Annotated in this window: 21 protein-coding genes; 11 read left to right on the top strand and 10 right to left on the bottom strand. The window is 57.2% G+C overall.

From position 1 onward, the window contains the following. Window positions 1-27: 27 nt before the first annotated feature. Entirely contained in the window at window positions 28-936 is a 909-nt protein-coding gene (locus Q9245_RS07745) for a lysine exporter LysO family protein (protein WP_305896589.1), read from the top strand. Here the strand turns inward: Q9245_RS07745 and Q9245_RS07740 are convergent. Further along, entirely contained in the window at window positions 933-2,141 is a 1,209-nt protein-coding gene (locus Q9245_RS07740) for an HD-GYP domain-containing protein (protein ID WP_305896588.1), read from the bottom strand. The genes Q9245_RS07745 and Q9245_RS07740 overlap by 4 nt on opposite strands. Next, window positions 2,138-2,947 (bottom strand): TatD family hydrolase, encoded by an 810-nt coding sequence (locus Q9245_RS07735; RefSeq protein WP_305896587.1) that lies wholly within the window; start codon window positions 2,945-2,947, stop codon window positions 2,138-2,140. Before Q9245_RS07735 ends, Q9245_RS07740 begins: the two co-directional genes overlap by 4 nt. Before the next feature lie 134 nt (window positions 2,948-3,081). Here Q9245_RS07735 and Q9245_RS07730 point away from each other — a divergent pair, with 134 nt between their 5' ends. Further along, window positions 3,082-4,359, top strand: coding sequence for a D-amino acid dehydrogenase (locus Q9245_RS07730; RefSeq protein ID WP_305896586.1), 1,278 nt, complete (start codon window positions 3,082-3,084; stop codon window positions 4,357-4,359). Further along, window positions 4,322-5,569 carry a methyltransferase gene (locus Q9245_RS07725; RefSeq protein ID WP_305896585.1) on the top strand — a complete coding sequence of 416 codons (1,248 nt, stop codon included), beginning with the start codon at window positions 4,322-4,324 and terminating at the stop codon, window positions 5,567-5,569. Before Q9245_RS07730 ends, Q9245_RS07725 begins: the two co-directional genes overlap by 38 nt. 67 nt (window positions 5,570-5,636) lie before the next feature. On the opposite strand, the gene Q9245_RS07720 is transcribed toward Q9245_RS07725, so the two are convergent. Beyond that, entirely contained in the window at window positions 5,637-6,824 is a 1,188-nt protein-coding gene (locus Q9245_RS07720) for an OmpA family protein (protein ID WP_305896584.1), read from the bottom strand. 157 nt (window positions 6,825-6,981) lie between these two features. Further along, window positions 6,982-9,306, bottom strand: coding sequence for an ATP-dependent helicase (locus tag Q9245_RS07715; RefSeq protein WP_371824794.1), 2,325 nt, complete (start codon window positions 9,304-9,306; stop codon window positions 6,982-6,984). A gap of 214 nt (window positions 9,307-9,520) precedes the next feature. Here Q9245_RS07715 and Q9245_RS07710 point away from each other — a divergent pair, with 214 nt between their 5' ends. Both Q9245_RS07710 and Q9245_RS07705 read left to right on the top strand, forming a co-directional pair. Further along, window positions 9,521-11,653, top strand: coding sequence for a tRNA(Met) cytidine acetyltransferase TmcA (locus Q9245_RS07710; protein WP_305897192.1), 2,133 nt, complete (start codon window positions 9,521-9,523; stop codon window positions 11,651-11,653). Between the two features lie 67 nt (window positions 11,654-11,720). Further along, the gene (locus Q9245_RS07705) at window positions 11,721-12,302 is read left to right on the top strand and encodes an ankyrin repeat domain-containing protein (protein ID WP_305896583.1); all 582 of its coding nucleotides are present in this window, start codon (window positions 11,721-11,723) and stop codon (window positions 12,300-12,302) included. A gap of 15 nt (window positions 12,303-12,317) precedes the next feature. On the opposite strand, the gene Q9245_RS07700 is transcribed toward Q9245_RS07705, so the two are convergent. Continuing rightward, window positions 12,318-13,421, bottom strand: a complete 1,104-nt coding sequence (locus Q9245_RS07700; protein WP_305896582.1) for an enoyl-CoA hydratase/isomerase family protein — start codon at window positions 13,419-13,421, stop codon at window positions 12,318-12,320. Between the two features lie 222 nt (window positions 13,422-13,643). On the opposite strand from Q9245_RS07700, the gene Q9245_RS07695 reads away from it, so the two are divergent. Then, the gene (locus tag Q9245_RS07695) at window positions 13,644-13,979 is read left to right on the top strand and encodes a c-type cytochrome (RefSeq protein WP_305896581.1); all 336 of its coding nucleotides are present in this window, start codon (window positions 13,644-13,646) and stop codon (window positions 13,977-13,979) included. Between the two features lie 35 nt (window positions 13,980-14,014). Here Q9245_RS07695 and ppnN read toward each other — a convergent pair whose 3' ends face one another. Continuing rightward, window positions 14,015-15,397 carry a nucleotide 5'-monophosphate nucleosidase PpnN gene (gene ppnN / locus Q9245_RS07690; protein WP_305896580.1) on the bottom strand — a complete coding sequence of 461 codons (1,383 nt, stop codon included), beginning with the start codon at window positions 15,395-15,397 and terminating at the stop codon, window positions 14,015-14,017. 140 nt (window positions 15,398-15,537) lie between these two features. On the opposite strand from ppnN, the gene thiI reads away from it, so the two are divergent. After that, window positions 15,538-16,992 (top strand): tRNA uracil 4-sulfurtransferase ThiI, encoded by a 1,455-nt coding sequence (thiI, locus tag Q9245_RS07685; RefSeq protein ID WP_305896579.1) that lies wholly within the window; start codon window positions 15,538-15,540, stop codon window positions 16,990-16,992. Here the strand turns inward: thiI and Q9245_RS07680 are convergent. Beyond that, the gene (locus Q9245_RS07680; RefSeq protein WP_305896578.1) at window positions 16,989-18,002 is read right to left on the bottom strand and encodes a histone deacetylase family protein; all 1,014 of its coding nucleotides are present in this window, start codon (window positions 18,000-18,002) and stop codon (window positions 16,989-16,991) included. The genes thiI and Q9245_RS07680 overlap by 4 nt on opposite strands. Window positions 18,003-18,168: 166 nt before the next feature. Here Q9245_RS07680 and Q9245_RS07675 point away from each other — a divergent pair, with 166 nt between their 5' ends. Then, entirely contained in the window at window positions 18,169-19,617 is a 1,449-nt protein-coding gene (locus Q9245_RS07675) for an NAD-dependent succinate-semialdehyde dehydrogenase (protein WP_305896577.1), read from the top strand. Between the two features lie 238 nt (window positions 19,618-19,855). Next, window positions 19,856-22,021 (top strand): DNA helicase II, encoded by a 2,166-nt coding sequence (gene uvrD, locus Q9245_RS07670; protein ID WP_305896576.1) that lies wholly within the window; start codon window positions 19,856-19,858, stop codon window positions 22,019-22,021. 291 nt (window positions 22,022-22,312) lie between these two features. Here the strand turns inward: uvrD and Q9245_RS07665 are convergent, their stop codons facing one another. The 3 genes from Q9245_RS07665 to arsH all read right to left on the bottom strand — a co-directional run bounded on the left by Q9245_RS07665 (window position 22,313) and on the right by arsH (window position 25,039). After that, window positions 22,313-23,110, bottom strand: a complete 798-nt coding sequence (locus Q9245_RS07665; RefSeq protein WP_305896575.1) for an undecaprenyl-diphosphate phosphatase — start codon at window positions 23,108-23,110, stop codon at window positions 22,313-22,315. A 132-nt stretch (window positions 23,111-23,242) separates the two neighbouring features. Then, on the bottom strand, window positions 23,243-24,313 hold the full coding sequence (arsB, locus tag Q9245_RS07660; RefSeq protein WP_305896574.1) for an ACR3 family arsenite efflux transporter: 1,071 nt from the start codon (window positions 24,311-24,313) through the stop codon (window positions 23,243-23,245). A 9-nt stretch (window positions 24,314-24,322) separates the two neighbouring features. Further along, window positions 24,323-25,039, bottom strand: a complete 717-nt coding sequence (arsH, locus tag Q9245_RS07655) for an arsenical resistance protein ArsH (RefSeq protein WP_305896573.1) — start codon at window positions 25,037-25,039, stop codon at window positions 24,323-24,325. 153 nt (window positions 25,040-25,192) lie between these two features. Here arsH and Q9245_RS07650 point away from each other — a divergent pair, with 153 nt between their 5' ends. Both Q9245_RS07650 and Q9245_RS07645 read left to right on the top strand, forming a co-directional pair. Continuing rightward, the gene (locus Q9245_RS07650; protein ID WP_305896572.1) at window positions 25,193-25,570 is read left to right on the top strand and encodes a metalloregulator ArsR/SmtB family transcription factor; all 378 of its coding nucleotides are present in this window, start codon (window positions 25,193-25,195) and stop codon (window positions 25,568-25,570) included. A gap of 37 nt (window positions 25,571-25,607) precedes the next feature. Further along, window positions 25,608-26,612 carry an ArsJ-associated glyceraldehyde-3-phosphate dehydrogenase gene (locus Q9245_RS07645; RefSeq protein WP_305896571.1) on the top strand — a complete coding sequence of 335 codons (1,005 nt, stop codon included), beginning with the start codon at window positions 25,608-25,610 and terminating at the stop codon, window positions 26,610-26,612.

Below are 26,612 nucleotides of genomic sequence, written 5' to 3'. Positions count from 1 at the left end.
TTTGATGTCTGTTTTTCAGAGGCTGTTATGCTGACCGGCGCTTTGCTGATTCTGGCCCCGTTGTTTTTGGGTTTTGCGTTCGCCCTTTCCAATCGCCGCCTGATGACGGTGATTCACTACCTTGTGGAAGGCCTGGTGTATTTCATTCTGGTTTTGCTCGGGCTTGGCCTTGGGCAAATGGAAGGCTTGCTTACGCATCTGGGCACTATGGCCTACCAAGTGTCCGGATTGGTACTCGCCATGCTGGTGGCAAATCTGGCGGCGCTATGGCTGTTCCATCACTTTCTTCCGCTCGACATCGGCCCTACCGAAGACAGTGCAAAACCGAGCTACCGCCGGCTGTTCATGGCGGGCCTGAAACCATTGCTGGCAGTGGTTGTGGGGGGATTTCTGGGTTATTTCTGGTTCTCCGGGTTGCCCATGGTTGAAGATGTCGCCACCTGGGCACTGATGCTGCTGTTGTTTTTGATTGGTCTTCAGCTTCGCAATGCCGGTTTGTCGTTGCGTAAGCTGTTAATGAACCGTCAGGGTCTTGGGATTGCGCTGACAATGGGGGCGAGTTCGCTGATCGCCGGGCTGGCGCTTACGCCTTGGCTGGGAGTGTCATGGAATCAGGCGCTGGCGATTGCGTCGGGATTCGGCTGGTACTCCCTGTCTGGAATTATGATCGGCGACGCCATGGGGCCGGCGTGGGGCGGAGTTGCGTTTCTCAACGATGTGCTGCGTGAAATTATTGCTCTGGCACTGATTCCGGTGGTGATTGGCGCCCGCCCGGCCATGGCAATCGGCTATGGGGGGGCTACGTCTATGGACTTTACCCTGCCGGTGATTCGCAGCAGTGGTGGCTTGGCGTGTGTGCCGGTGGCCATTGCCTCGGGCTTCTTGCTGTCTTTCCTGTCGCCCGTGCTGATGGGGGTCTTTCTGTCACTGGGCTAAACCAGAAACTTATCCACATCAATTTTGTATAGTTTGGGATCCACCGCTCGTTTGATTCTGTCCTGATTACCCGGTTTAGCGAGGTCAACGCTGGTGACCGGGATCGGCGAGCGGAATTTGGTGTGGTAGACCACCCGTACAACCGGTAGGCGCAAGTCGTGCTCATTTGGTTCGGTAACAATGCCTAGCCGGCCACTTTCCAGCAACACCAGAGAGCCTACCGGGTACAGCCCAACACAGTGAATAAACTCTTGAACCAGAGTGGTATCGAGGTGTGAACCACTCCACTCCAACAATTTTTTCAGACCTTGAGTCGGGGTCATTCCTTTGTGGTAAACGCGATCAGCGGTGATCGCATCGTAGACATCAGCAATGGCCGCCATGCGCCCGTAGGTAGAGATCTCATTGCCTTTTAGGCCTTCGGGGTAGCCGGTACCGTCGATGCGTTCGTGATGCTGCGCAGCAGTAATCACCGTGAGTTCTCCGATACCCTCGGTCGCAAGCAGAATGTCTCGGGATTGGCGGGCATGGAGCTTCATTACTTCGAACTCCTCCGCCGTCAGCCTGCCGGGTTTGTGCAGTATATCGTCTGGCGTCAGGATTTTACCCAAATCGTGTAGAAGGGCACCCACCACGGTTTGGTGCAGAACGTCCGCAGATAACTTTCGGTATCGCCCGAACAGTGTCATCAACACACTCAGATTAACGGAGTGTTCAAGCAAATAGTTGTCTTTGTCGCGGATGCGGCCCAGACACCCCAGCGCGTTGGGGTTTCTGATCACCGAATTTTGTAAATCGTCAGCCAGCTTGTGGATGGGGCTGATATCAACGGCGGCACCGATTTTAACGTTGCCCATGAAACTGTCTACCAGCCCTTGCGCCTGGGTGTGTATGCCCTTTGCAGTCTCCATTTCCTGCTCGAGCGGGACTTTGGCAGCAACCCCGGGCTTATGTTCGCCTACATTCTGTAGAGCATCTTCGTTGCGCTTATCCACTTCTGAGGCGGTTTCGTAGTCTTGGGTATCCCGCCCCTTTTCAGCATCAATGTATACAAACTGCACGCCCATCGCGCGAATTTTTTCGACGGTTTCTTCGTTCCGGATCACACCGCGCTTGCGCTGGGTGTTGTGGGGAATCCAGTCATTGTTCAGGTCGGTGATGTACATCCCGACCTTCAACGCAGCGATAGGAATGCGTTTGATCATCGCTCGGGGAAAAACGTCCGTAGGCTATTCTGGTAGGTCTGAACAATAACCTCTTCCAGAGGCAAATCCTTCACCTCTGCAATTTTCTCGGCGACAAAAGGCAGGTAGAACGGCGCATTCTCTTTACCACGGTAGGGCACCGGGGTCAGGAACGGGGCGTCGGTTTCGAGCAGAATCTGGCTGATTGGCGTCATGCGAACGATATCCCTTACGTTCTCCGCTTTATTAAACGTGGTAATACCATTAAAGCCTAAGTTCCAGCCTTGATCCAATGCATACTGCGCCAGCCCCGGGCCGGATGTGAAGCTGTGGATCACGCCCCGGCGTTTGAGGGACTGCTCGAACTCTTTCAGAATTTCGATGGTTTCATCATCGGCTTCACGGCTGTGGATAACCACCGGCCGGTCACTGTCACAGGCGATCTGCAGCTGGCGACGAAACACCTCGCGCTGGGTGGCGCGGTCGGCTTTGTCGTAAAAGTAGTCCAGCCCTATTTCGCCCACGGCAACGATCTTCTCGTCTTGGGCATGGGTACGTATTTCTCCCTCTACCTGATCGTTGTATGTTTCGGCTTCATGAGGGTGGATACCTTGAGTGCCGTACACCCAGTCTTTGATCTGGCTGAGTTCCCGGACCGCGGCAAGGTTATCGGGCGATACGGCAATGGTGATGACCTTTTCGATGTTCACCTGCCGGCTTTGATCGAGCGTGTCTTCCAGAGGACGATCTTTCAGATAATCCAGATGGCAGTGGGTCTCGATAATAGGGTGGTCAAATACGGGAATTTCGCGGCGTTTTTTGCTCATGTCCGGTGTCCTGACTCCATCTCGGAAGTTGAGTGGGTGCTATGCTGAGAGCGACTATGGTCGAGTTTACCAGTTTGCACCGAGCGAAGAGAGTAGGGCGATAATTCAGAAGCGGTGATTAGGGGAAGAGCACCATGCATATTGTGGTTGTTGGAGGCGGTGTCGTTGGCATAACGACAGCCAGAGAACTGGTACGACGCGGTCATCAGGTAACGGTTCTGGAACGCCACAAGCTGGCGGGAAATGAAACCAGCAAAGGCAACGCCGCACAGCGTTCCTACGGTGTGGTGTATCCCTGGGCGGACCCGTCGATGGTGTTCAAGGCGTTGCCCTGGCTGCTGAAAACCGATGGCCCCCTGAAAATGCGGATGCCCCCTTCGCTCGCGGCTACCCGATTCATGTTGGCAACCCTTCGCTACGCCTGGTCTCCCGGCTTGTTCGGGCTCAACAAGCGGGCCATGTTGAAATTGGGGGCCTTTAGCCGTGAGCGGTTCTTGGCACTTGAGCAAGAGCACGATCTGGCATTTGACGGTCAGCATGCCGGGCTTTTGCATCTGGCCAGTACCCCCGACGCTTTGGACGAATTGCGCAAGACCCACGAGTTTCTGAACGAAGTAGGGGTGCCCTCGCATTTGCTTTCGCCGCAAGAGGTCCGGGAAGTGGAGCCGGGTATGACAGGCGGTGGGCCGCTTTACGGTGCTTTGAGGTATGACACCGATGGCACCGGCGATTGTCATTTGTTTTCCCGGGCGTTGGCCAAGGTGTGTGAAGACCTGGGCGTGACCTTCCGTTATGAGGTGGAAGTAGAAGCCCTGCTGGCGGATCAAAAGCGTGTTAACGCGGTTCAGTTCCGCTCTGCCAGCGGTAAACCCGAACGTTTGGAGGCGGATGCGGTGGTGGTGTCTGCCGGCTGTTGGTCGCCGGAGCTGGTCAAGCCGTTGGGGCTAACGCTGCCCATTTATCCGATCAAGGGGTACAGCATTACCGTACCGCTGAGTGACCCTGATAAAGCGCCCTCGGCAACGGTTCATGACGACAATTTCAAGGTGGTCTCAACCCGGCTGGGCGACCGTTTGCGGGCAACCGGGTTTGTTGAATTGGCCGGTTTTAATCGAGATATTCCGGAGGCCCGGATTGCCACCATTAAAAAATCGGTGCAGTCCCGTTACCCCGGTTGTGCCGATCTGGATGCCGCTGAAACCTGGACCGGATTTCGCCCGATGACGCCAGACGGCCCGGCCATTATTGGTAAAGGGCCCCGCGACAACCTGTTCCTGAATACCGGCCATGGCACCTTTGGCTGGACGCTGTCTGCTGGCAGTGCGGCGGTGATCGCCCAGGTGATTGATGGTGAAGAACCGGCGGTGCCGCTGGATGCGTTCCGTCCGGGCCGTTTTGCCGGAGGGCTTTGATATTTCCACATCGTTTTTTCGGCAATGGCAGGCGGTGAATGATTGGCTGCTCAGCCATGAAGCCTTTTGGCGGCCTGTGCCGTTCATGGAACCTGCGCCGGACTGGTGTCAGCAGCATCCCGATCTGGCAAATTGGCTTGAGCAACTGTCAGACGCGGAATGCGACGATTGGAGCGAGCGTGCGTCAGCGTTTGCACAAGAAGTTGCTCGTTTTGTGCCAGCATTAGCAGATTATGACGAGTTAGTTTCTCTGCCGAAATTGCCCGGCTACGAGCGAGGTCCGCAGGCCGCTTTGCAGGAAGTTCAGGCGGTGGATATGCCCGGCCGAAAGCGCCTGCAAGCCGGTGCCTTCGCGGTATCCGTTACGCCGTTGAACAGCCGCGTTCTGGACTGGTGTTGTGGCAAGGGGCACCTGGCGCGCACGCTGGTCGGGCAGGGGGCTGAAGCGGTTTTCGGCTTCGAGTGGGACGCGGAGCTGGTGCAAGACGGCAATCGTCTTGCGGCCAGGTATGGCGATCCGGTGAGTGTCATACAGCAGGATGTGATGTCAGACCAGCTGCGCTGGCCGGCCGTTCATCATGGTGCCGCTTTGCATGCGTGTGGTGATTTGCATCGCCAGCTGCTGGTTGCCGGCAGTGAAGCCGGTCTGGCCCGGTTGAGTGTGTCGCCTTGCTGTTATCACCTCGGAGGCCGCGGAGCCTACGGTTTGCTGTCTCAGCAGGCCCGCGATGCTCACAACGTTCTCGAAATGGATCGGGCAGGGCTCAGGCTGGCCGTGCAAGAAACGGTGACGGCCCCGGCTCGGGAGCGTGCCCAATCGGCCCGTATACGGGCCTGGCGGCTGGGCTTCGATGCACTGCAACGAAGCTTGTCTGAATCCGGGCGGTATTTGCCTGTGCCGTCGCATCCTTCGCGGTTGAACAGTGGTCGTTTCGAGGCGTTTTGCCGGTGGGCGGCGGACAAGAAGCGCGTGGTTTTGCCCGCAGAGGTTGACTGGCCTTGCTGGCTGGCGGCTGGGCAGAAGCGATCCCGACAGGTGCGTCGGCATGAATTGCTTCGTCATCTGTTCCGGCGGCCGCTCGAACTTTGGTTAGTGCTGGATTATGCGGTGTATCTGGAAGAGCAGGGCTATCGGGTTGATGTGGGGGTGTTCTGCGAGCGTTCGTTAACGCCCCGAAATATATTGCTGGATGCGGTTAAGGCAACTTAATGACGAATGGCAGAAACAAAGAAGGCGCCCTCGGGCGCCTTCTTTGGTATGACCGAATCAAAGTGTCTTAGCGGAGCACTTGGATGCGGGCTTCTACACGACGGTTCTGGGCACGGCCAGCAGAGGTGTCGTTGGTGGCAATCGGCTCAACCTCACCGTAACCAACCGCTCTGACACGATCTTCATCAACACCCAGTGCGGATACCAGACGCTCAGCAACGGCTTCAGCGCGACGCTGAGACAGGAAGCGGTTGTACTCGGCTTTACCGGTGTTGTCGGTGTGGCCGGCAATCTCAACCGTGGTGCCCGGGTGCTCTTCCATGAAGTCAGCTACCTGGCGAATTTCCAGGTCGTAGGCGTCGTCAATCACCGAGCTGTTGAGCGGGAACTGAACACGCAGGTTGATGGTTTCGATCGTGTCGGTAACACCTTCACAACCGTTTTCGTCCACTTCAGCGCCGGCAGCGGTATTCGGGCACTGGTCTTTGCTGTTGACCACGCCGTCGTTGTCGCTGTCCAGCTCACAGCCGCGGCTGTTCACTTGTGCGCCAGCCGGAGTGTTCGGGCACTGGTCTTTGCTGTTGACTACGCCATCATTGTCGCTGTCTAGCTCACAACCGGTGCTGTCTACCTGGACACCAGCCGGAGTGTTCGGGCACTGGTCGCGGGTATCAGGTACGCCATCGTTATCAGCGTCGGCCGGAGCTGGCTTGGCAGTGGTACGGTGGAACGCGAAACTCAAGCCCAGAGACGCCATGGTGTCGAAGGTGCTTTCATCAATACCGTGGAATTCGCGCAGGTCGGCACGCAGAGAAATCATGTCGCTGATGTTGTAACGGACACCGGCACCCACGTTAACGCGGGTTTCGTCGTGGTTGGATCCGGCTGTACGGACAGGACCTCCTTCGAAGTCTGCGTGGCCGGCACCCATGGAAACGTACGGGTTCCATGCTTTGTCCTGGCTCGCAAAGTAATAAAGGCCGTCGACACGGATTTCATCGAAATCAGATTCACCGGACACGTATTTGCGGTCTACGTCGGCACGGGAGTACACAGCTTCTACGGCCCAATGGGGGCGGAAGCGGTATTCGATACCCACACCGTAGGTGTCGCTTTCGCTCAGATCGCGCTTGTCACCGAAGTACTGGTAACCGGCGAACGGGTTCAGGTAAATGGTTTGCTGGCTTTCGGCCAGAGCGGGGGCTGTAAGGGTTGTAGCAAGGGCAGCCAGGGCCACCGGACGCATGAACTTCATGCGGAACCTCCTGTTTCGATTTTTTTGGATCCGACTATCGTTCAAGTATAAAAATACCCGAATGAATATCTTTAGTCCTCTAAACAATAGGTCAATCGTTACAAAAACACAAAGATATTACGGTGCCAGCGGCTTGCGAATTCTACGGATAGTGCAGCTACGTACTCGCAGTGAAGTACAAGTGAGCGCTCTTCTTACTGAAGTTCAGGGTGTCTGCATTGTCAAAGCGAACTTCAAAAGAGCTCTCGTCTTCGCTGACCACCTCGCCGGCGCCGAATAATGTATGGATGACACGCCGTTTATGCCAGACGGGTTCCGTTAAATCGCGTTCATTATCCTGCGCGATGCCCTCTAAGGTTAAACCCGCACGAGTGGCGTAGCGAATACTGACCGCCGTGGTTGGGTGGTTGAGAATCAGTGCGCTTTCGGCCGTAGCTGTGTGTTCCTCAAGGCGCGAACCCAGCTCGTGCGACAGCTCGTAACAGAGCTCTGAAACGAACCGGCTAGGCCCTTGATCACCGTCCAGATGGGGTCTTTGGCTGGTTGGTCGGGTGATCAGGTGCAGCGCTTTCCGGGCCCGGGTCATGCCGACGTATAACAACCGCCGTTCGCTCTCCAGCAGAGCTTGTGCGTTGTCTTGCGGGCGTGGGCTGTAGGGCAGGTACTTCTCCTGTAAACCGGGAATAATCACCACCGGCCACTCTAACCCTTTGGTGCGATGAATAGTGGACAGCAGTACGCCGTTGTCGGCTTTTTCGCCGGCTTGCTGTTTCAGGGCTTTGAGGTGGTCCAGCGCGCTACTGGCATCGGTATCCAGGCTTTTCAGGTAATCCCGGAAACCCTGAATCGTGTCGATACGCTCTTCAGCGCTGTCGTGGGTCAGTGCCAGGCTTCGAATGCCGTCGTACAAGTCGGTATGCTCGGCGTAGACTCGAATCAGGCCCGCAACCGGCCCTTGGTAGCTGTGCAGCTGGGCCAGGACCTCGCCCAGTTTGCGCAGTTTGCGGGCGGGCATGGGTTGCAGTGCATCGAAATCCATCGCCAGTATGCGTTCGTGCCAGTTTTCCGCGAACCCCGCCAAAAACTGCGCCAGATTCTCCAGTTCCGGTTCTTTCAGGCCAACGTGAGGGAAGCGCAGCAGCTGCCGGGCGATGTCTATCCGGTCGGAATCCGGAAGTGGTTTGATGCGACCGCTGACCACCATCAGCAGCGCCGTTATTGCCTGCACTTCCCGGCTGAACAGGGCGCCTTTACCGGCGTCTATGCGGTAGGGAATTTGCCGCGCCAGCAGTTTCAGTTCAATCGGCACGCTTTGGCTCCAGACCCGGAACAGCACGGCAGTCTGGTTGTTTTCTTCGGAGTTGTAACTCTGCAAAATCTTCAGCACCTCGTCACCATCATTGTCCGCACGATGCAGTTCGGCACGGGTGGCTTCTGTGGAGGGGTGTGAATGGCAGAGCACGTCTTTTCGGCCAGTGTTATGGGTGATCAGGTGGTTGGCCAGCAGGGCAACCTGATGACCGTACCGGAAGGTGAAGCTCAGGGTCTGTTCGAGCGGGCTTTCGAATTCGTCACTGAACCGGCGCAAGATGAATTCGGGCTTGGCACCCCGGAATTCGTAAATGGTCTGGTCCGGGTCGCCGACCACGGTGACTCTGGCCCGGTCGCCCGCCACGTAGCGCAGCAGCAGGTGCTGGATTTCGTTGGTGTCCTGGTATTCGTCTACCAGGATCAGGTCCATTTTATTGCCCACCAGCCGCTGCAATGGCGGGTTCTGATGGATGGCCATGACCGGCTCGTAGATCATGTCGGCGTAACTGATCCGGCCTTGGCTTTTGCGCCACTGTTCGAAGCTGTGGAAAAGATCGATCAGGTATTTGTGTTTGTCTGAGTAGCCCAGTTCTTCGAATACGATTTCTGCGGGGGACAAGCAGGTTTTGACCAGATCGATGAAGCCGGTGGCGGTTTCCACATAGTCTTTTTTGTTGCGGCGGATTTCGTCGGCCAGATCTTCGGGGGCCAGCCTGCGGGTGAGCATCCAGGCTTGGTAGCCGATTTCTTGTTCGGTCAGTATTTTGTCCGAAAAGTTCGGTAGGTAGCCTTCCCGCACGAAGCGTTTGTAGAGCCGGTAGCCCATGGCGTGGTAGGTGCGGATTTCCGGTGGTGCCAATCCGGATTGGTCGCAGACTTGTTGGAGTTTGCGTTCGAAATCGACCCGGGCGCTGCGGTTGAACATGAGGACCAGCATGCGGTTGGGGTCGTGGCCTTGGGCCAGCAGGTAGCGGATGCGCCAGGCCAAGGTGGAGGTTTTTCCGCTGCCAGCGACGGCGGTGATGACCGAATGTTCGTAACCGGCGGTGATGATGTTCCGCTGTTCGTCGGTGAGGTAGTCCGGGAGGAAGCTGGTGTCGGGTGTTTGGGGATTGGTTGGCATGGTGGGTATTGTACTTGGCAACTGGCGGTGGGGGTAGTTGGGCTCCATAATGGTTGCCCTGTCTGATTTAGCATGAGCATTGGTGCCTTGCGCCCCGCGCCTTGTCGGGTAGCCCTTTCCAAAACACGCTCCTGCGGCACATCCATGTGGCGCTTGGGCTCCGCCATCCATGGCTGCGCACAGTTTTGGAAAGGGCTACCCGACAAGGCACTACTTCAGACGTGTCTTACGCTTCGTATTAACTTGGAGTCTGTTTTTGACGATGACATCTGTTGCTGAAAGAGGCTGGCAAGCGCTCGCCGACAGCCTACGTGCTGCCGGTGAACGCCGTCTGGTGCTGGTAGAAGGCGAGCCGGAGTGGTGTCGTTCTTGGGTGTCTGGTTGTCTTGAAGTGCTGGATACTTCTCAGGCGCTTTGGGTAGGGCGCGCCGAGGCTGCGGAGTTGGCCGGTGTCGCAGGTATTACATCGAAGCAATTCAAGCGCTGGCTGGGGCGTGAAACCGGGGTGTTGGTTTGGGACGGTTGGCAGGGGAATCCGCCGGATGGGTTGGCGGCGTTGTCGGGGACGTTGCAGGCGGGTGGATTGTTGTTTTGGTTGATGCCACCGCTGGAGGAGTGGGCCACGTTTAACGATCCGGATTATGTGCGTACGGGGCTCGATCAAGCGGAGCACCATGCGTTTGCGGCGCGGATGGCCGGTGTTTTGGCGGCGGATGCGGATGTGATTCGGGTACGGCAAGGTCATGACGGGGCCTTGGTTTTGCCGGTGGTAGAGTCTGGCTCGTCGGAGTTTGAGCCGGCTACTACGCCAGAACAGGCGCAGTTGGTTTCGCAGCTGGTGCGGTTTGGTTTGGGGCGTCGGCGTCGGCCGTTGGTGGTGACGGCGGATCGGGGCCGCGGGAAGTCGGCGGCACTGGGTATGGCGGCGGCGGAGTTGTTGCTTGCGGGGCGGCAGCGGGTGTTGGTGACGTCGCCTTCGGTGGACAATTTAACGAGTTTTTTTCGGCATGCGGCCGAGACGCTGGCTGAGCGGCTGGCAGAGCGTCGTGTTGATGAGTTGATGCTGGAAGGCGGGCCGTCGATTCGGTATCTGCCGGTGCCGGATTTGCTGTCAGAGAAACCTGAAGCCGAGGTGGTGTTGGTGGACGAGGCCGCCGCGGTGCCGGCTCATTGGTTGCGGGCGATTCTGCTGGGATGGCCGCGGGTGGCGTTTGCCAGCACGGTGCATGGTTATGAGGGCACGGGGCGGGGCTTTGCTATTCGCTTCCGTCAGGTGCTGGATCGGGAAACGCCCCATTGGCAGTCAATCAGCCTGGCCCAGCCGGTGCGTTGGGCGGATGGTGATCCGCTGGAAAGGCAGGTTTCGGCGTTGTTTTTGCTGTCGGCCGAAAGTCCGAAACAGGTAAGTCCCGCGGCAGGCGATGTGGTGGTTGAGCGTTGGCACCCGGCCAAGGCGTGTGAACGAGAGCTTTCTGAAGCCTTTGGATTGCTGGTGGACGCCCATTATCGGACCACACCGGCAGATCTTCGGCAGTGGCTGGATGATCCGGGCGTGCAGAGTTGGCGTGCGGTGGTGAACGGTGCAACAGTGGGTGTGCTTTGGGCCTCGGTGGAGGGTGGTTTGGCACCAGAGCTGGCGGAGCAGGTGGCGCAGGGTGTGCGCAGACCGCGGGGCCATATGTTGGCGCAGTCGCTGGCAACCCATGGTGGCTTTCCGGAGGCGGCGGTTCAGCGCACGCTCCGGGTGGTTCGGGTGGCAGTGTCGGAAGAGTATCGTCAGTCGGGGATTGGCAAACGGCTGGTGATTGCTGCGGCACAGGCTTGCGAGGAGCAAGGGTTGGACGGATTAGGCACCAGTTTTGGCGGCGAGCCCGGTTTGCTGTCGTTCTGGCAGGCGTGCGGATTACGGGTGGTGCGTTTGGGGGTGCGGCAGGAAACCAGTACCGGGGAGTTTCCGGTGCAGATGTTGTGCGGAATATCGGATGCGGGAAAACAGTTGGCTCAGGGCCTGCGTGACCGGTTTGCAAAACATTGGCCGGTGTTGGTGCCACGGCATTGGGCAGGATTGGCCCCGGAGTTGGTGGCTGCTGTCGGTGCCGACTTGCCAGCACTCGCCCGGCTGGATGCCGGAGATCGTCGGGAGCTGGAGAGCTTTTCGGAAGGATTTCGGGGGTTTGACTTAACCTTGCCGGTGTTGCGGCAGGTAGAGCGTTGTCCCGGTGTGATGGCGTGGCTGGCAGCTAAGCCTGACCTGGCCTTGTGGTGTCGGGCGGTCAGTCAGGGCTGGGCTTGGAGCGAGATTCGGTTTGCCGGCGAGTGTGCCGGTCAGAAAGCGGGTGAAATGCGGCTGCGCAGCTTGGTGCGTGAACTTCTGAAAAATGGCCCGGAGTTGTGATGGGTTCGATTTAATTGCCATAGGTTGCCCCCCAAAATAGTTGAACGTTTATCAGGGATTCAAAACGATGGTCATGGACGCAGGCAAGTTGAAGTACCTCTTGGGTTTGGCCTTAGTGTTGCTGGTTGGCTGCAGCTCGATGGAGACGGGGCCAGAGGCGGCAACGAGCGAGCATTCTGATGCCTTGATGCACGCGGTGGTAGCTAACGAAGACCGTGAGGTGCTTGATCTGCTGACCCAAGGCGTTGATCCGGACCCGAAAACAGCCGAGGGCGAGTCTGCGCTGATGCTGGCTGCGGCCAACGGAAACCGGCGCATTGTCCGGCTTTTGCTGGCGGCCGGCGCAGAGGTGAACGGTGAGGATTCGGCCGGCTATACCGCCGTTATCCATGCGTCTGAAAGTGGCCATTTATCGGTGGTGCGCGCGCTCTTGGCTGCCGGTGCGAACGTGAATGTCAGCCAGAACGGTGAGTCGTTGCTGATGAAAGTGGTGGGCAGCGGCGATCTTCTCACCGCCGAGATGCTGTTGGCTGCGGGCGCCGATGTGAATTATCGAAGCGATGATGGTCGCACGGCACTGGATCTTGCCCGTGCTCGCAACAACCGCGACCTGGAAATGCTGTTGGTGCATGCGGGTGCCACTCGGTAACACCCGCTCATTTCATTAGTCCAATCCCATGGGGTCGGTTTGATCGTCCCATTCGGGGTGGAAGTGTTGCTCCACCACATCCGACGGCACGTCCGCGACTGACGCATAACTCCACTTTGGCGATTGATCCTTATCGACCATCAGGGCACGAATGCCTTCGGCCAGGTCAGTCCTGCGGACACATTCCAGCGCCATGGCCAGTTCCATCCGAAACACGTCTTTAAGCGACATTTGCTGCCCCCTCTGCAGTTGATGCCAGACTAGCCAAGCTGTAACCGGAGAACCGTCGCGCAGGGATTGTATGCAGTTGTGCCACCACGGGTCGTCACTTTCGCTGCCAAGCAGTTGTTCAACCACGGCTGGCAGTTCTGTGCCTGCGGTGAGTTTGGCAATGCGCTGTTCGTGTTGTTCCAGGTGGCCCGGTGGTAGTGCTCGATAGTCCACGGCTTCCACTTGGTTTAGCAGCCGGAACAGGCGGTTGTCGTCGGCTGCGGGCTCGCCCCGCCAATATTCCTCTCGCAGTTTTTGCAGCAAGAGCTCGATGTGATCCGATTCGATAATCATGTCCGCGAGGCCCACGCGTAGTGAATCGGCAGCGTTCAGGCGGGCACCGGTCAGCCCCATGAACAGACCAAGCCGGCCGGGCAACCGGTTCAGAAACCAGCTGGCACCGACATCGGGAAACAGGCCGATGCTGATTTCCGGCATGGCCAAGGTCACATCCGGTGTCACCAGACGGTACCGGCAGCCGGACATCAGTCCCATGCCTCCGCCCATGACAATGCCTTGAATCAGGCCGATCACGGGTTTAGGAAAGCGGTGCAGGCTGTAATTCAGGCGGTATTCCCGGGTAAAAAAACGTTCGGCGGCATCGCTGTTGCCCTCGGATCGAATGTCGTCGTAGAGGGCGCGGATGTTGCCGCCCGCGCAGAAGGCGCGGTCACCGCTGCCGCGCAGTATGACCAAACAAATGCGGCTGTCTTCGGCCCACCGATCAAGCGCACTCTGCGCCTGAACGACCATCTCTTCGGTCAAGGCGTTGAGGGTTTTTGGTGAATTCAGGGTTAGCAAGCCGATGTGGCCTTCACGGCAAGCGAGTTCCTGGACCTCTACTGGCATGAGCTATGTCTCCGGTGATCGGGTGATTCTGCCAATGGGCATTTTTTGTGATTTATTCTTTCAGTTGCTTCGTACAGTCAGGGGTAAGGCAGCATTATGATGCTATCAATGTCCTTGATCTATCACATTTGTACGCGGCATTGGCTGTGTTATAAGTAAAACCTGAATTTGGATCGGTGATCGGCCGACTATAAAACCTAAAATGATGAGAGGGTGACTCCTATGAAAATGAAATCCTTCGCAGTTGCGGGCTTGTTCGCACTTGGTGCCATTGCGCCAGCGGCCTCTGTGGCGGCTGGAGATGCGGCGGCCGGTAAGGCGAAAGCTGCGGTATGTGCTGCGTGCCACGGCCAGAATGGCATCTCCCAGATTCCGATTTATCCGAATTTGGCTGGCCAGAAAGAACAGTATCTGGTGAGTTCCCTGAAAGCCTACAAAGCCGGACAGCGTCAAGGTGGTCAAGCGCCCGTCATGCAAGGCCAGGCGGCAGCCCTGAGCGATGCGGACATTGCTAACCTGGCCGCCTACTTCGCCAGCCTGCCGGCCGGCGGTAAGTAAGCGTCAAGCCTGCAAGTGAATTGCGGTGGTGCGGCTCAGGCCGCGCCGCTGACAATTCGGTAGCAGGGTTTGTAAGCAGATGAGCTGGGCAGCTTCATTCGGTTTTGCTCAATAAACTGCGCCAGCATTTCCTCTAACGGCTCGATCAGTGCGGGATCGCCTGAAATTTCGAACGGCCCTTTCTCCTGGATTTTCCGAATACCGCTTTCCTTCACGTTACCCGCAACGATTCCGCTAAACGCTTTGCGCAAATTGGCGGCGACCATGTGCGGCGGTTGTTCCCGGTGAAGCTCTAACGCCCGCATGTTGTCGTGGTCGGGCTCGAACGGCAGCTGGAACACCGGATCGATTTTCAGCATCCAGTTAAAGTAATAGGCATCTTGCATGGCACGACGGAAGGTTTCGACGTCTTTCATGCCTTGGCTCATGGTCTGAGCGACTCGTACAGGATCATCAATAATGATGTCGTATTTGCTGGCGGCTTCATCGCCCAGTGCATCGCGGATAAAGCGATCGATCATCTCGAAATACTCGGCGTTTTCCTGAAGACCTGTGAACACCACCGGGAATGGCAGGTCGGCGTTATCCGGATGCAGCAATATGCCCAGCAGATACAGGATTTCTTCAGCCGTGCCGACCCCGCCCGGGAACACGATGACACCATGTCCGGCGCGCACAAAGGCTTCCAGACGTTTTTCGATATCCGGCATGATCACCAGTTCATTGACGATAGGGTTGGGGGCCTCCGCGCCAATAATGCCCGGTTCTGTGATGCCGATGTAGCGGCCGTTTTTAATGCGTTGCTTGGCGTGGCCGATGGTGGCGCCCTTCATCGGGCCTTTCATGGCACCCGGACCACAGCCGGTGCAAATGCTCAGCCCGCGCAGACCCAGCTGGTGCCCGACTTCTTTGCTGTATTGGTATTCGTTGTGGCTGATGGAATGTCCGCCCCAGCAGACCACAATGTCCGGCTGACGGCCCGCTTCCAGTACCCGGGCATTGCGCAGGATGTGAAACACCAGATTGGTGAGATCTTCCGGGTTATCCTTGCGGAAGCCTTCCACAAAGTTGGGCAGAGAGTGGCTGTAAACAATGTCTCTCAGTACGGAAAACAGGTGCTCCCGATTGGCGCGCAGCATTTCGCCGTCCACGAAGGCGTGGGCCGGTGCGTTGACCAGTTCCAGTTTCAGGCCCCTGGGCTGGGGCACAAGATGCACGTCGAAATCCGCGTGGGTTTCCATTAACTCTTTGCAGTCGTCCGTTTCAACGCCGGTATTCAGAACCGCCAGCGCGCATTGACGGAATAATCGATACAGTCCTCCTTCGCTCTTATCCTTGAGCCGATTGACCTCGTGACTGGAGAGAATCTCGAGGCTGCCTTCGGGTGAAACCAGTGCATTCATGGTGGATTCTGTCATCGTTTGGAGAGCTCCTGAGTGTTTCGGCTATGACTGATTTTGATCATAACGGTCTTAAGGTTACACTAAGCCCTTTCCCGCTAATTCGCTACCCGACGTTTCTCCAACCAACGTCTCTATCTATTTGAAGTTCTTATCTTATGAAATTGCTGATTCGCCCTGCCTCTGAAGTCGCCATCAAGAGTAAACCCGTTCGTAAGCAGCAAATGCGTCATTTGCGGCAGAACATCCGGAAAATCCTGTCGCGGCTGGATTCTGATATCCGAGTGGATGGCAGCTGGGACCGAATCGATGTGGATGTGCCGGAAGAGCGAGGGCTGGCGGGTCCGGTGATTGACGAACTGGTTCGCATTCCGGGTATCTCCACCATTCAGGAAATCGGCGTGTTCCCGTTCGTGGATATTCAGGATGTGGGCACCAAAGCCATTGCCGCGTTTTCTGACCGGCTTGATGGTAAGAGTTTTGTGGTGCGCGCCCGGCGAATCGGCAATCACGATTTCCGCTCGATTGATCTGGAACGTACGGTGGGCGGCATGTTGCTGCAGGCCACCAACGCTCGCGGCGTTGATTTGAAGAATCCGGAAATTGAAGTGCGCATCGAGGTTAAAAACGACCAGTTCCACATTGCCCATCGCCGCCATGAAGGCGCGGGCGGATACCCGATCGGGGCCGTGGAAACCGTGATGACATTGATTTCCGGTGGTTATGATTCGTCGGTTGCGGCGTATCTGATGATGCGTCGGGGCATGCGCAGCCACTTTTTGTTCTTCAACCTGGGCGGCGCAGCGCACGAGGTGGGAGTTCGGCAGGTCAGCCATTACCTGTGGGACCGGTACGCGTCTTCACACAACGTTAAGTTTATTTCGGTACCGTTTGAAGGCGTGGTGGCAGAAATCATGCGCACTGTGAACCATCGCCATTGGGGCGTGGTCCTCAAGCGCATGATGCTGAAAGCTGCGGCCGAGATTGGTCAGTATTACAACGTGGGTGGCCTGGTAATGGGCGACGCGGTGGCTCAGGTGTCGAGCCAGACTCTGACCAACCTGAACGTGGTAGATCGCGCCAGTGATGAAGTGGTGCTGCGCCCGCTGATTGCCATGGACAAGCAAGACATCATTCAGATTGCCAAGGACATTGGCACCGAGCCGTTTGCTCGCAACATGCCGGAATATTGCGGCGTGATTTCCAGCAAGCCCGTGACCCGAGCCAAGTTGCACCGGGTTGAGGAAGAAGAAGAGAAGATGGATCCGGAGGTTCTGGCCAAGGCTATTGAAGACCGCACGGATGTGATGGTCAGCCAATTGCTCGACAGCGTGGTGACCCCGGAAGAAGTGGAGTTGGTGGAAACACCGTCGGTGGGGGATGTGATTATCGATATCCGCCATCCGTCGGAGGAAGAACGGGCTCCGCTGACGTTGACCAGCAACGATGTATTGAAGATTCCGTTCTACGAAGTCAATCAGAAGCTGGCGGAGCTGCCCGCCGATAGCCAGTATTTGCTGTACTGCGATCGAGGCACCATGAGCCGCATGCACGCCGGCCACTTGAAGGCCGACGGGCACGCCAATGTGAAGGTTTACACGCCGGCGCGCTAGCCGGTCAGCCCCCTCATGAACTGCTGGACATTCTCGCTGAGGGTGTCCAGATCATACCCCCCTTCCTGAATGACCAGTGTTGGCAACCCCAGCTGTCGTATGTGAGTGCTGAGGCGACAAAACCCCTCGCTCGTGACCGACACCTTCGCCTGAGGATCGTCTTTGTAGATATCAAAACCCAGCGTCAGAATCAGCACGTCCGGCTGGTACAGCCGGATGGCGGCCAGCGCGTCTTGCAGCTTGGCAAAGAAGTCATCCTCGCTGGAGCCGTGCGGCATGGGCATATTGATGTTGTAGCCCAGCCCATCCCCTTCGCCCCGTTCGTCTTCGAAGCCGGTTACCACCGGGTAAAAGTTGGTGGGGTCGCCGTGGATGGATATGTAAAGCACGTCGCTCCGGTCGTAGAAGATCTCCTGAATGCCCTGGCCGTGATGCATGTCGGTATCCAGTATTACCGTGCGCGGAAAACGGCTTTTAAGGTGTTCGGCGGCAATGGCCGCGTTGTTCAGGTAACAGAAGCCACCAGCGGCGTCTTTGCGCGCGTGGTGCCCCGGTGGCCGGCACACCGCGTAAGCAGACCGCTCGCCGGCCATTATTGCATCGGCCGCGCCGAGCGCGGTTTGCGCTGACCAGTAGGCTGCCTCCCAAGTGTTTTCGCCAATCGGGCAGCTGCCATCCGCAAGATAGCGGGCGGCTTCCGCCAAAACACCCCGCAAGGCATTCGGAGAACGCACGAAGATATTGGAGATGACTTCGTCACCCCAGTCATCCATTTCCTGCCAGCGGCGGTGGGCGGACTCCAGGAACCTCAGGTAGCCAAGATCGTGCACCCGGGAAATGGGCGCCGTGCCTTGGTCCGCTGGCTGCAGCACAGGGATGCTAAGCTCTTTCAAACCCTCCAGCATTTGTACGGTTCGATCCGGCACCTCCTGAGGCTGACGCATTTGCCCCCGCGTGAAATACGTTTTCGGGATGTGCAGATCCTGCGAGGGATGGAAGAATGCTTTCATATCCGGCCTCCTTGGTTAACTCCTTCGAGTATAGGCACGAACTGTGTTGGGTCAAAAACGCGCGGGCACTTTACAGGTTGGCAGTCAGCTACCACTATGAAGGGCAGATACGAACAAGCCGTTCTGCCCCTCACAGAGGGGAATCCGTGATCCAAAAGGAGCCGAAATGATTGAGTCACCATTGCTGCAAAATGTTAAGGGCTATATTGGCGGACGTTGGGTAGATAATGACGGAGGCAATACCTTTGAGGTGTTCAATCCGGCGACTCGAGAGTGTATTGCCGAAGTGCCTTCGATGCCGGAAAGCGATGTGTTGGCCGCGGTAGAGGCGGGAAAATCGGCGCTGGGATTATCGAACCCCTGGCCCATTGAGACCCGCAGGGCATGGTTGGAAGGTATTCGTGATGCCCTGAAAGCCAATAAAGACGAAATTGGTCGAATTTTGTGCATGGAACATGGCAAGCCACTGGCCGAGGCGCAGGGCGAAGTAGAATACGCGGCAGGCTTCTTCGATTACTGCGCCAGGCACATCGAAGCACTGGACGCACACACCATTCCCGAAAAACCGAAAGATTGCACCTGGACCGTTCATTATCGGCCGGTGGGCGTGGTGGGGCTGATTGTTCCCTGGAATTTCCCTATCGGCATGATCGCGAAAAAATTGTCGGCGGCGCTGGCTGCCGGCTGCCCGTCGGTGATCAAACCGGCCAGTGAAACACCATTGACCATGGTGGCGCTGTTTACGCTGATGGATAAGCTCGACCTGCCCGAGGGCATGGTGAATCTGGTGATGGGCAAAGCCAGCGTGATTGGTAAGGTGCTGTGCGAGCACAAAGATGTGCCGATGCTCAGCTTTACCGGCTCTACCGAAGTAGGCCGTAAGCTGGTTCTGGACACCGCGGAGCAGGTTAAAAAGCTGGCGCTGGAGTTGGGCGGCAACGCCCCGTTTATTGTCTTCGACGATGCCGATCTGGACGCAGCGGCGGACAATCTGATGGCCAACAAATTCCGCGGCGGAGGCCAAACCTGCGTGTGCGCCAACCGAGTGTTTATCCACGAGGACGTAGCCGAAGCGTTTGGCGCAAAACTGGCGCAGAGAATTGGCCGCATGACGGTCGGTGATGGCATGAAAGAGGGCGTCGATATTGGCCCGTTGGTGAATCAGGCTGGTTTCGACAAAGTGAAGCGTCATCTCGAAGATGCCTTGGCGAAAGGTGCGACGCTGGTAGCGGGTAAGCAGCCCTCAGAATTGGGCGATGGCCTGTTCTTTCCGCCAACCGCCGTAATGGGCGTTACCCGGGATATGTGCTGCTACCGGGAAGAAACCTTCGGTCCGCTGGTGCCCATGGCGTTGTTCCGCAGCGAGGATGAGGTGATCGAAGCGGGTAACGATACCGAATTTGGTTTGGCGTCGTATGTGTTCACCGCGGATGCCGAGCGTGCCCAGCGTGTGGCGGCCGGACTCCGTTTTGGTCATGTAGGCTGGAACACGGGCACCGGCCCGACGCCGGAAGCACCGTTTGGGGGCATGAAGGCATCCGGCATTGGCCGTGAAGGTGGTCTGGAAGGTTTGTTCGAGTTTGTGGAAGCGCAGACGGTACCTCGGGGCTTCTGAAGCCTCTAGCTTTTGGAGTTAACGCCCACGGGCGGGGAGGCCTTTCCAGGACACGCTACGAGCCATCCATGGGGCTTATTTCGGGCCATCCTTGGCCCTCAATAGTCCTGAAAAGGCCTCCCCGCTCGTGGGCGTCCGCATCTGAGGCTGAGTCGGATCATCAGGCCCAACAGAAATCCCCGTTATCTCCTGTTATACTTCCAGGCCTGTTTATTTAACCAGTAAAAAGCCAGGTGCTATGGACGTTTCCCACATCATTGATCCCTTGAACGATGCCCAACGCGAGGCCGTTACCGCCCAGAACGACCACCTGTTGGTGTTGGCTGGTGCAGGCAGTGGCAAAACCCGAGTGCTGGTTCACCGGATGGCGTGGTTGATGACCGTAGACCGGGTACCGCCGACGGGCATTCTGGCGGTCACCTTTACCAACAAAGCCGCCAAGGAAATGCGCTCGCGCATCGAGCAGATGATGAACATTCCTGCTCGCGGCCTGTGGTTCGGTACCTTCCACGGCATTGCTCACCGTTTGTTGCGCTCCCACTGGAAAGACGCCGGCCTGCCGGAAAACTTTCAAGTATTGGACAGCGACGACCAGCTGCGTTTGATCAAACGGGTAATGCGGGAATTCCAGATCGATGAAAGCCAGTGGCCGCCCAAACAGGCCCAGTGGTTCATCAACAGCCAGAAAGACGAAGGGTTGCGGGCGGATCACATTCAGGAAAATCCGGGCGACCACTTCACCAACACCATGCTGAAGATCTACCGCCAGTACGAAAAACTGTGCCAGCAGGGCGGTTTGGTGGATTTTGGTGAATTGCTGCTGCGCTCCCACGAGCTCTGGCTGCACCGGCCCGAGTTGCTGGCCCATTACCAGGACCGTTTCCAGCACATTCTGGTGGACGAGTTTCAGGACACTAACACCATCCAATACGCCTGGCTGCAGGTGCTGGCCAGCAACCGCGTACCACTGACCGTGGTGGGTGATGATGACCAGTCAATTTATGGCTGGCGTGGCGCCAAGATAGAAAATATTCAGCAGTACCAGCGGGATTTCCCCAACGCCCGTATGGTGCGACTGGAACAGAACTACCGTTCCACTCAGATGATCCTGAAGGCCGCGAACGCGGTGATTGCCAACAACCAGGGGCGGCTGGGTAAAGAGCTTTGGACTGACGGCCCTGATGGCGATCCCATCAGTTTGTACGCGGCGTTTAACGAGCAGGACGAAGCCAATTACATTGCCGATTCCATCACCGACTGGGTGAATCAGGGCAATTTGCGCAGCGAAGCCGCGATTCTATACCGCTCGAACGCCCAGTCCCGGGTGTTGGAAGAGTCGTTGATGCGCCAGGGCATTCCGTACCGCGTGTATGGCGGATTGCGCTTTTACGACCGCCAGGAAATTCGCAACGCACTGGCGTACCTGCGCTTGGTTCAGTACCACAGGGACGACGCGGCGTTTGAGCGGGTGGTGAACATACCGACTCGCGGCATTGGCGCCAAGAGCCTTGCGGAAATTCGCGCTTACGCCACGGAGCAGGGCATTTCGTTGTGGGAAGCCTCCGAGCGTATGCTGGCGGCGGGGCAGGTGAAAGGCCGTGCCCGAACGGGTTTGCAGTCGTTCCTCGACATCATTAATGGTTTGTCTGAAATGATGGGTGATGCCTCGCTTCAGGGTTTAATGAAGCAGGCGATTGAGGCCAGTGGCTTGAAGGATTACCACGCCAGTGAGAAAGGCGAGAAGGGCCAGGCTCGGGTGGAAAACCTCGAAGAACTGGTCAACGCCTTGTCGGATTATGAAGTGGAAGACGGGGTAGACCCGCTTGCGGAGTTTCTGGCTCAGGCGGCGCTGGATGCCGGTGAGTCGCAAGCCGCAGACCATGAAGACAGTGTGCAGTTGATGACCTTGCACTCGGCCAAAGGGCTGGAGTTCCCGATGGTGTTCTTGGCGGGTGTTGAGGAAGGTTTGTTCCCTCATAGTATGTCGCTGGAAGAGCCGGGACGCATGGAAGAGGAGCGTCGGTTGGCCTATGTCGGTATTACCCGGGCCATGAAGAAGCTGGTACTTACTTACGCGGAATCCCGCCGGTTGTATGGGCAAGAAAAGTTCCACGCGCTATCCCGGTTTGTCCGTGAAATTCCCTCAGATTGCCTGCAGGAAGTCCGGTTACGGAATACGGTAACTCGCCCGGCGATGGTGGGGCGGCCAAATGAGAGCATGTTCGCGCAGGATTCTGCTGCGCAGTCTGGCTTTAGTTTGGGGCAGCGGGTGCGCCATCCGAAGTTTGGCGAGGGTATTGTGATGAACTCTGAGGGTACTGGGCATCACACCCGCGTTCAGGTGAACTTCGATGAAGGCGCTAAGTGGCTGGTGTTGGCTTATGCGCCTTTAGAGGCTTGTTAGCCTTTGAGCTTTGGTGCATGTGTGTTGGGGCGCGAGGGCCTGTCCAAAAACCGCTCCTTCGGCACGTCCATGTGACGCTTCTGCTCCGCCATCCATGGCTACGCACATTTTTGGACAGGCCCTCGCGCCCCAACACGGCGGGCATTGTGCAGGCCGCTTTTTCTTAAAGACTATTCGGAAGTTTGGAGCAGGTATCGGGGACGGCTCGAGCGCTTTTTGGAAAGCCGTCCCCGATACCTGCCACCCCCAAACCCAGAAGCCCCGAAGATCAGAGCTCCCAAGTCAAAATAATCACATCAAAACCGCGTAAATCACCCCAGCCAAGGCAATCCGGTAGATCACATAAGGCCACATACCCACGTTGTTGAGCCATTTCAGGAAGAAATGGATCGCGGTAATGGCCATCAGGAAGGATGTAACCCCGCCAATCAGAAAACCACTCCAATCAACGATCACGTCAGAAGTCGATACTTCCAGCAATTTCACCGCAGATGCCAGCACAATGATGGGAATAGCCAGCAGAAACGAGAAGCGAGAGGCTGTTTCGCGGCTCATGCCCAGGAACAGGCCGGCGGTGATGGTGACACCGGATCGGGAGGTGCCCGGTACCAGGGCCATGGCTTGGGCGATGCCTACCAGAACGGCGTCTTTCCAGTTCAGGGAATCCAGCGAGCGCTGGCGTTTGGGGAGCCAATCCGCGACACCCAGCAGCAGGCCGAAGATCAGGGTGGTGAAGAAGATGACTTCCACCGCCCGCAGTTCGTTGTCGATCATGTCCAGCAACGCCAATCCGGCCAAGCCCGCCGGGATGGTGCCGATGACCAGATACCAGGCGAGCGCCCCTTGGCCGACGATTTTGCGTTGGGCGATGGAGAGCAAACCATCTCTGGCGATGCCGAAGACATCGCGGCGGAAGTATAAAACCACCGCCAACAGTGTGCCGATGTGAACCGAGAGGTCGAAGCCAACGCCTTGGTCATCCCAATCGAAGAAGGCCGGGGTGAGGATCAGGTGGGCCGAGCTGGAGATGGGTAGAAATTCAGTCAGTCCCTGGAGAAGGCCAAGGAAGAGGGCCTGAAAAAAATCCATGGTATCGGTTCCGTTCGTTTCAGCGTTTGCTGTTCATGGTGATAGAAAGGTGGGCGGGATATTAGCAGGGTGTGGGGGCGGATAACAGGTAGCCTCGGCTCGCACATCGCCGGTAGCCGAGGCCGTTCGGGTTTACTTGGGGAACTGGTCTCGCGTGGTGTTGGCGATTTTAACCAGCGCCAGCATGAGAGGAACTTCCACCAGCACGCCCACCACCGTTGCCAGTGCAGCGCCAGACTGAAGGCCAAACAGCGCAATGGCCGCCGCTACCGCCAGTTCGAAGAAGTTGCTGGCACCAATCATTGCGCCCGGTGCGGCAATACAGTGGCGCACTTTCCACAACCGGGCCCAGCCGTAGGCGAGAAAAAAGATGAACACGGTCTGGATGATCAGCGGCACGGCAATAAGGGCAATGTGCAGTGGATTTTCCAGGATGACCTCGCCCTGAAAGGCAAACAAGAGCACCAGCGTGATAATCAATGCCGCTGGCGTTACGGGACCAAGACGTTTCAGAAACACGTCGTCGTACCACTGGGAGCCATGGCGGGCGATTAGCACGCGGCGAGTCAGGTAGCCGGCGGTGAGGGGGATGACGATGTACAGTACAACCGACAGGATCACCGTATTCCAGGGCACTTGAATGTCGGAAATTCCTAGAAGGAGCACCACAATGGGGGCGAAGGCGAACAACATGATGATGTCGTTCAGAGACACTTGTACCAGCGTGTACGCCGCGTCCCCTTTGGTCAGGTAGCTCCAGACAAACACCATGGCGGTGCAGGGGGCCGCACCCAGCAAAATGGCACCGGCCAGGTATTCGCTCGCCAGATCAGGTGCAATAAAAGGCTTGAACGCCACCATCAGGAAAAACCAGGCGATGGCAAACATGGTGAAGGGCTTGATCAGCCAGTTTACGACGGTGGTGATCGCCAGGCCTTTGGGTTCTTTGCGCACCCCGACAACGGCACTGAAATCAATCTGCGCCATCATCGGAAAAATCATCGCCCAAATCAGAAGAGCGATCGGGATGGAAACCTGCGCGTACTCGAAACGGGACAGGGCTTCCGGCACAGACGGTGCCAGTTGCCCGAGTGCCACGCCGGCGACGATGGCCAGCGCGACCCAGACCGACAGATAGCGGCCGAATAGATCCATTCCTTCCGAGCCCGTTTCATTCGCCGTGGCTTCGATGTTGTTGGTCATGGCGGCCCCTCAGATAGAACGTTGGTTAACACGTGTAGATAGCTCGGCGGCACTTTCTTTGCGTTCGGAGTACCGGTCGGTGAGGTATTCGCTGCGGTCGCGCACCAGCAGCGTGAATTTCACCAGCTCCTCCATCACATCTACCACCCGGTCGTAGTAGGGTGAAGGCTTCATGCGGTTGTTGTCATCAAATTCCATAAAGGCCTTGGGCACCGAGGACTGGTTCGGGATGGTCACCATGCGCATCCATCGGCCCAATACCCGCAACTGATTGACCACGTTGAAGGATTGGGAGCCGCCACAGACCTGCATCACGGCAAGCGTTTTACCTTGAGTGGGGCGAACTGCGCCCATGGACAGCGGAATCCAGTCGATTTGCGTTTTCATGATGCCCGTCATGGCGCCGTGGCGTTCCGGTGAGCACCACACCATGCCTTCCGACCATTCGGCCAGCTCCCGCAATTCCTGCACTTTTGGATGTGAAGCATCTTCAGCATCCGCCAGTGGCAGGCCGTGAGGATTGAATATGCGGGTTTCAGCGCCCATCGCCTCCAATAGACGAGCCGCCTCTTCTACGACCAGGCGGCTGAATGAGCGCTCACGCAGCGAACCGTAGAGTAGAAGAATGCGTGGTGCGTGCTCGCAAGGTGCGTTGGCGAAGAGCTGTTCTTTGGAGGGTGCCTGGAACAGATCTCGGTCGATGTTGGGCAGGTTGGTTGGCTTCATAAGGCAGCTAGAAAATCCCGAAAGTTGGATAAGCGAAAGCGTGGCTCGGTGTCTTTACTTTGTCACACTTCACTCCTAATATTACCCAAAGCATATATATGGATAATCGAATGTTCAATAGCGTGGAACGTTTGCCCGATGGAAACAAAAAGCATGGCGCCTTTACCTGAAACGGATCAACGAGCGGCCGAGCTGAGCCCGGTCAGCCTGTTCCGAGCGTTAAGCGATGAGCTTAGGTTGACCTCGCTGTTGCTGATTCGGCGCGAGAAAGAGCTATGCGTCTGTGAGCTGACGGAGGCCTTTGAAGTGTCCCAGCCGAAGGTCAGTCGTCATTTGGCGATATTGCGAGATTCCGGGCTGGTGGCAACAGAACGGCGGGGCCAGTGGGTCTACTATTCTATTAACCCCAGCTTACCCACGTGGGCCCTGCGAGTGCTCGATGAAACCGCTGCGCACAATGAGGCGTTGATTCACACACCGCTGGCAAAGCTTGGAGCATTGGCTGAGCGTTCAGCGCCTAGCTGCACCTGAAGATTGATCGAATGGCCATTCATAAAAGGAGACTGCCATGAGCAAGATCAAAGTAGGTATAAACGGGTTCGGCCGGATTGGCCGGTTGGCATTGCGGGCTGCCTGGGAGTGGCCTGAGCTGGAGTTTGTGGCGATTAACGATCCCGGCGCGGATGCCGGTTCTCTGGCGCATCTGTTGAATTTCGACAGCGTACACGGCACCTGGAGTCATGAAGCCTCTGCGGATGGCGACGATCTGGTTATCGACGGGCAGCGCATTCGCACCACTCGCAACAAGGCGATTGGCGATACCGATTGGTCGGAGTGCGATCTGGTGATCGAAGCCAGTGGCGCGAATAAAACCGTGTCGGTGCTGCAAGCCTATCTGGATCAGGGCGTTAAGCGAGTGGTCGTCACAGCGCCGGTCAAAGAAGCGGGTGCCAAAAATATTGTGATGGGCGTAAACGAACACGTGTTCGATCCGGCCAATGACCGAATCATTACCGCTGCGTCCTGCACCACCAACTGTCTGGCGCCGGTGGTGAAGGTGATTCACGAGAAACTGGGCATCAAGCACGGCTCGCTGACCACCATTCACAGTCTGACCAACACTCAGACGATTATTGATGCACCCCACAAAGATCTGCGCCGGGCCCGTGCCTGTGGCAGTTCGCTGATTCCCACCAGCACCGGTTCCGCGACGGCGATCATCGAGATATTTCCGGAACTGAAGAACAAGCTGGATGGCCATGCGGTGCGTATTCCGCTGACCAACGCATCATTGACTGACTGCGTGTTCGAGGTGGAAACACCGACGGACAAAGACACCGTTAACCAACTCTTGAAGGATGCCGCCGAGGGCGAGCTGAAAGACATTCTGGGCTATGAAGAGCGTCCGCTGGTTTCGATTGATTACAAAACCGATCCGCGTTCCTCCATCGTCGATGCCTTATCCACTCTGGTGGTCAACGGCACCCATGTGAAAATTTACGCCTGGTACGACAACGAATGGGGCTATGCCAATCGCACCGTAGAGCTGGCGCGCAAGGTGGGCCTGGCCTGA

The sequence above is a fragment of the Marinobacter sp. MDS2 genome (assembly GCF_030718085.1).
Classification (GTDB): domain Bacteria; phylum Pseudomonadota; class Gammaproteobacteria; order Pseudomonadales; family Oleiphilaceae; genus Marinobacter.
The sequence above is the reverse complement of the archived record's forward strand: the minus strand, read 5'-3'. Positions and strand labels throughout refer to the sequence as shown.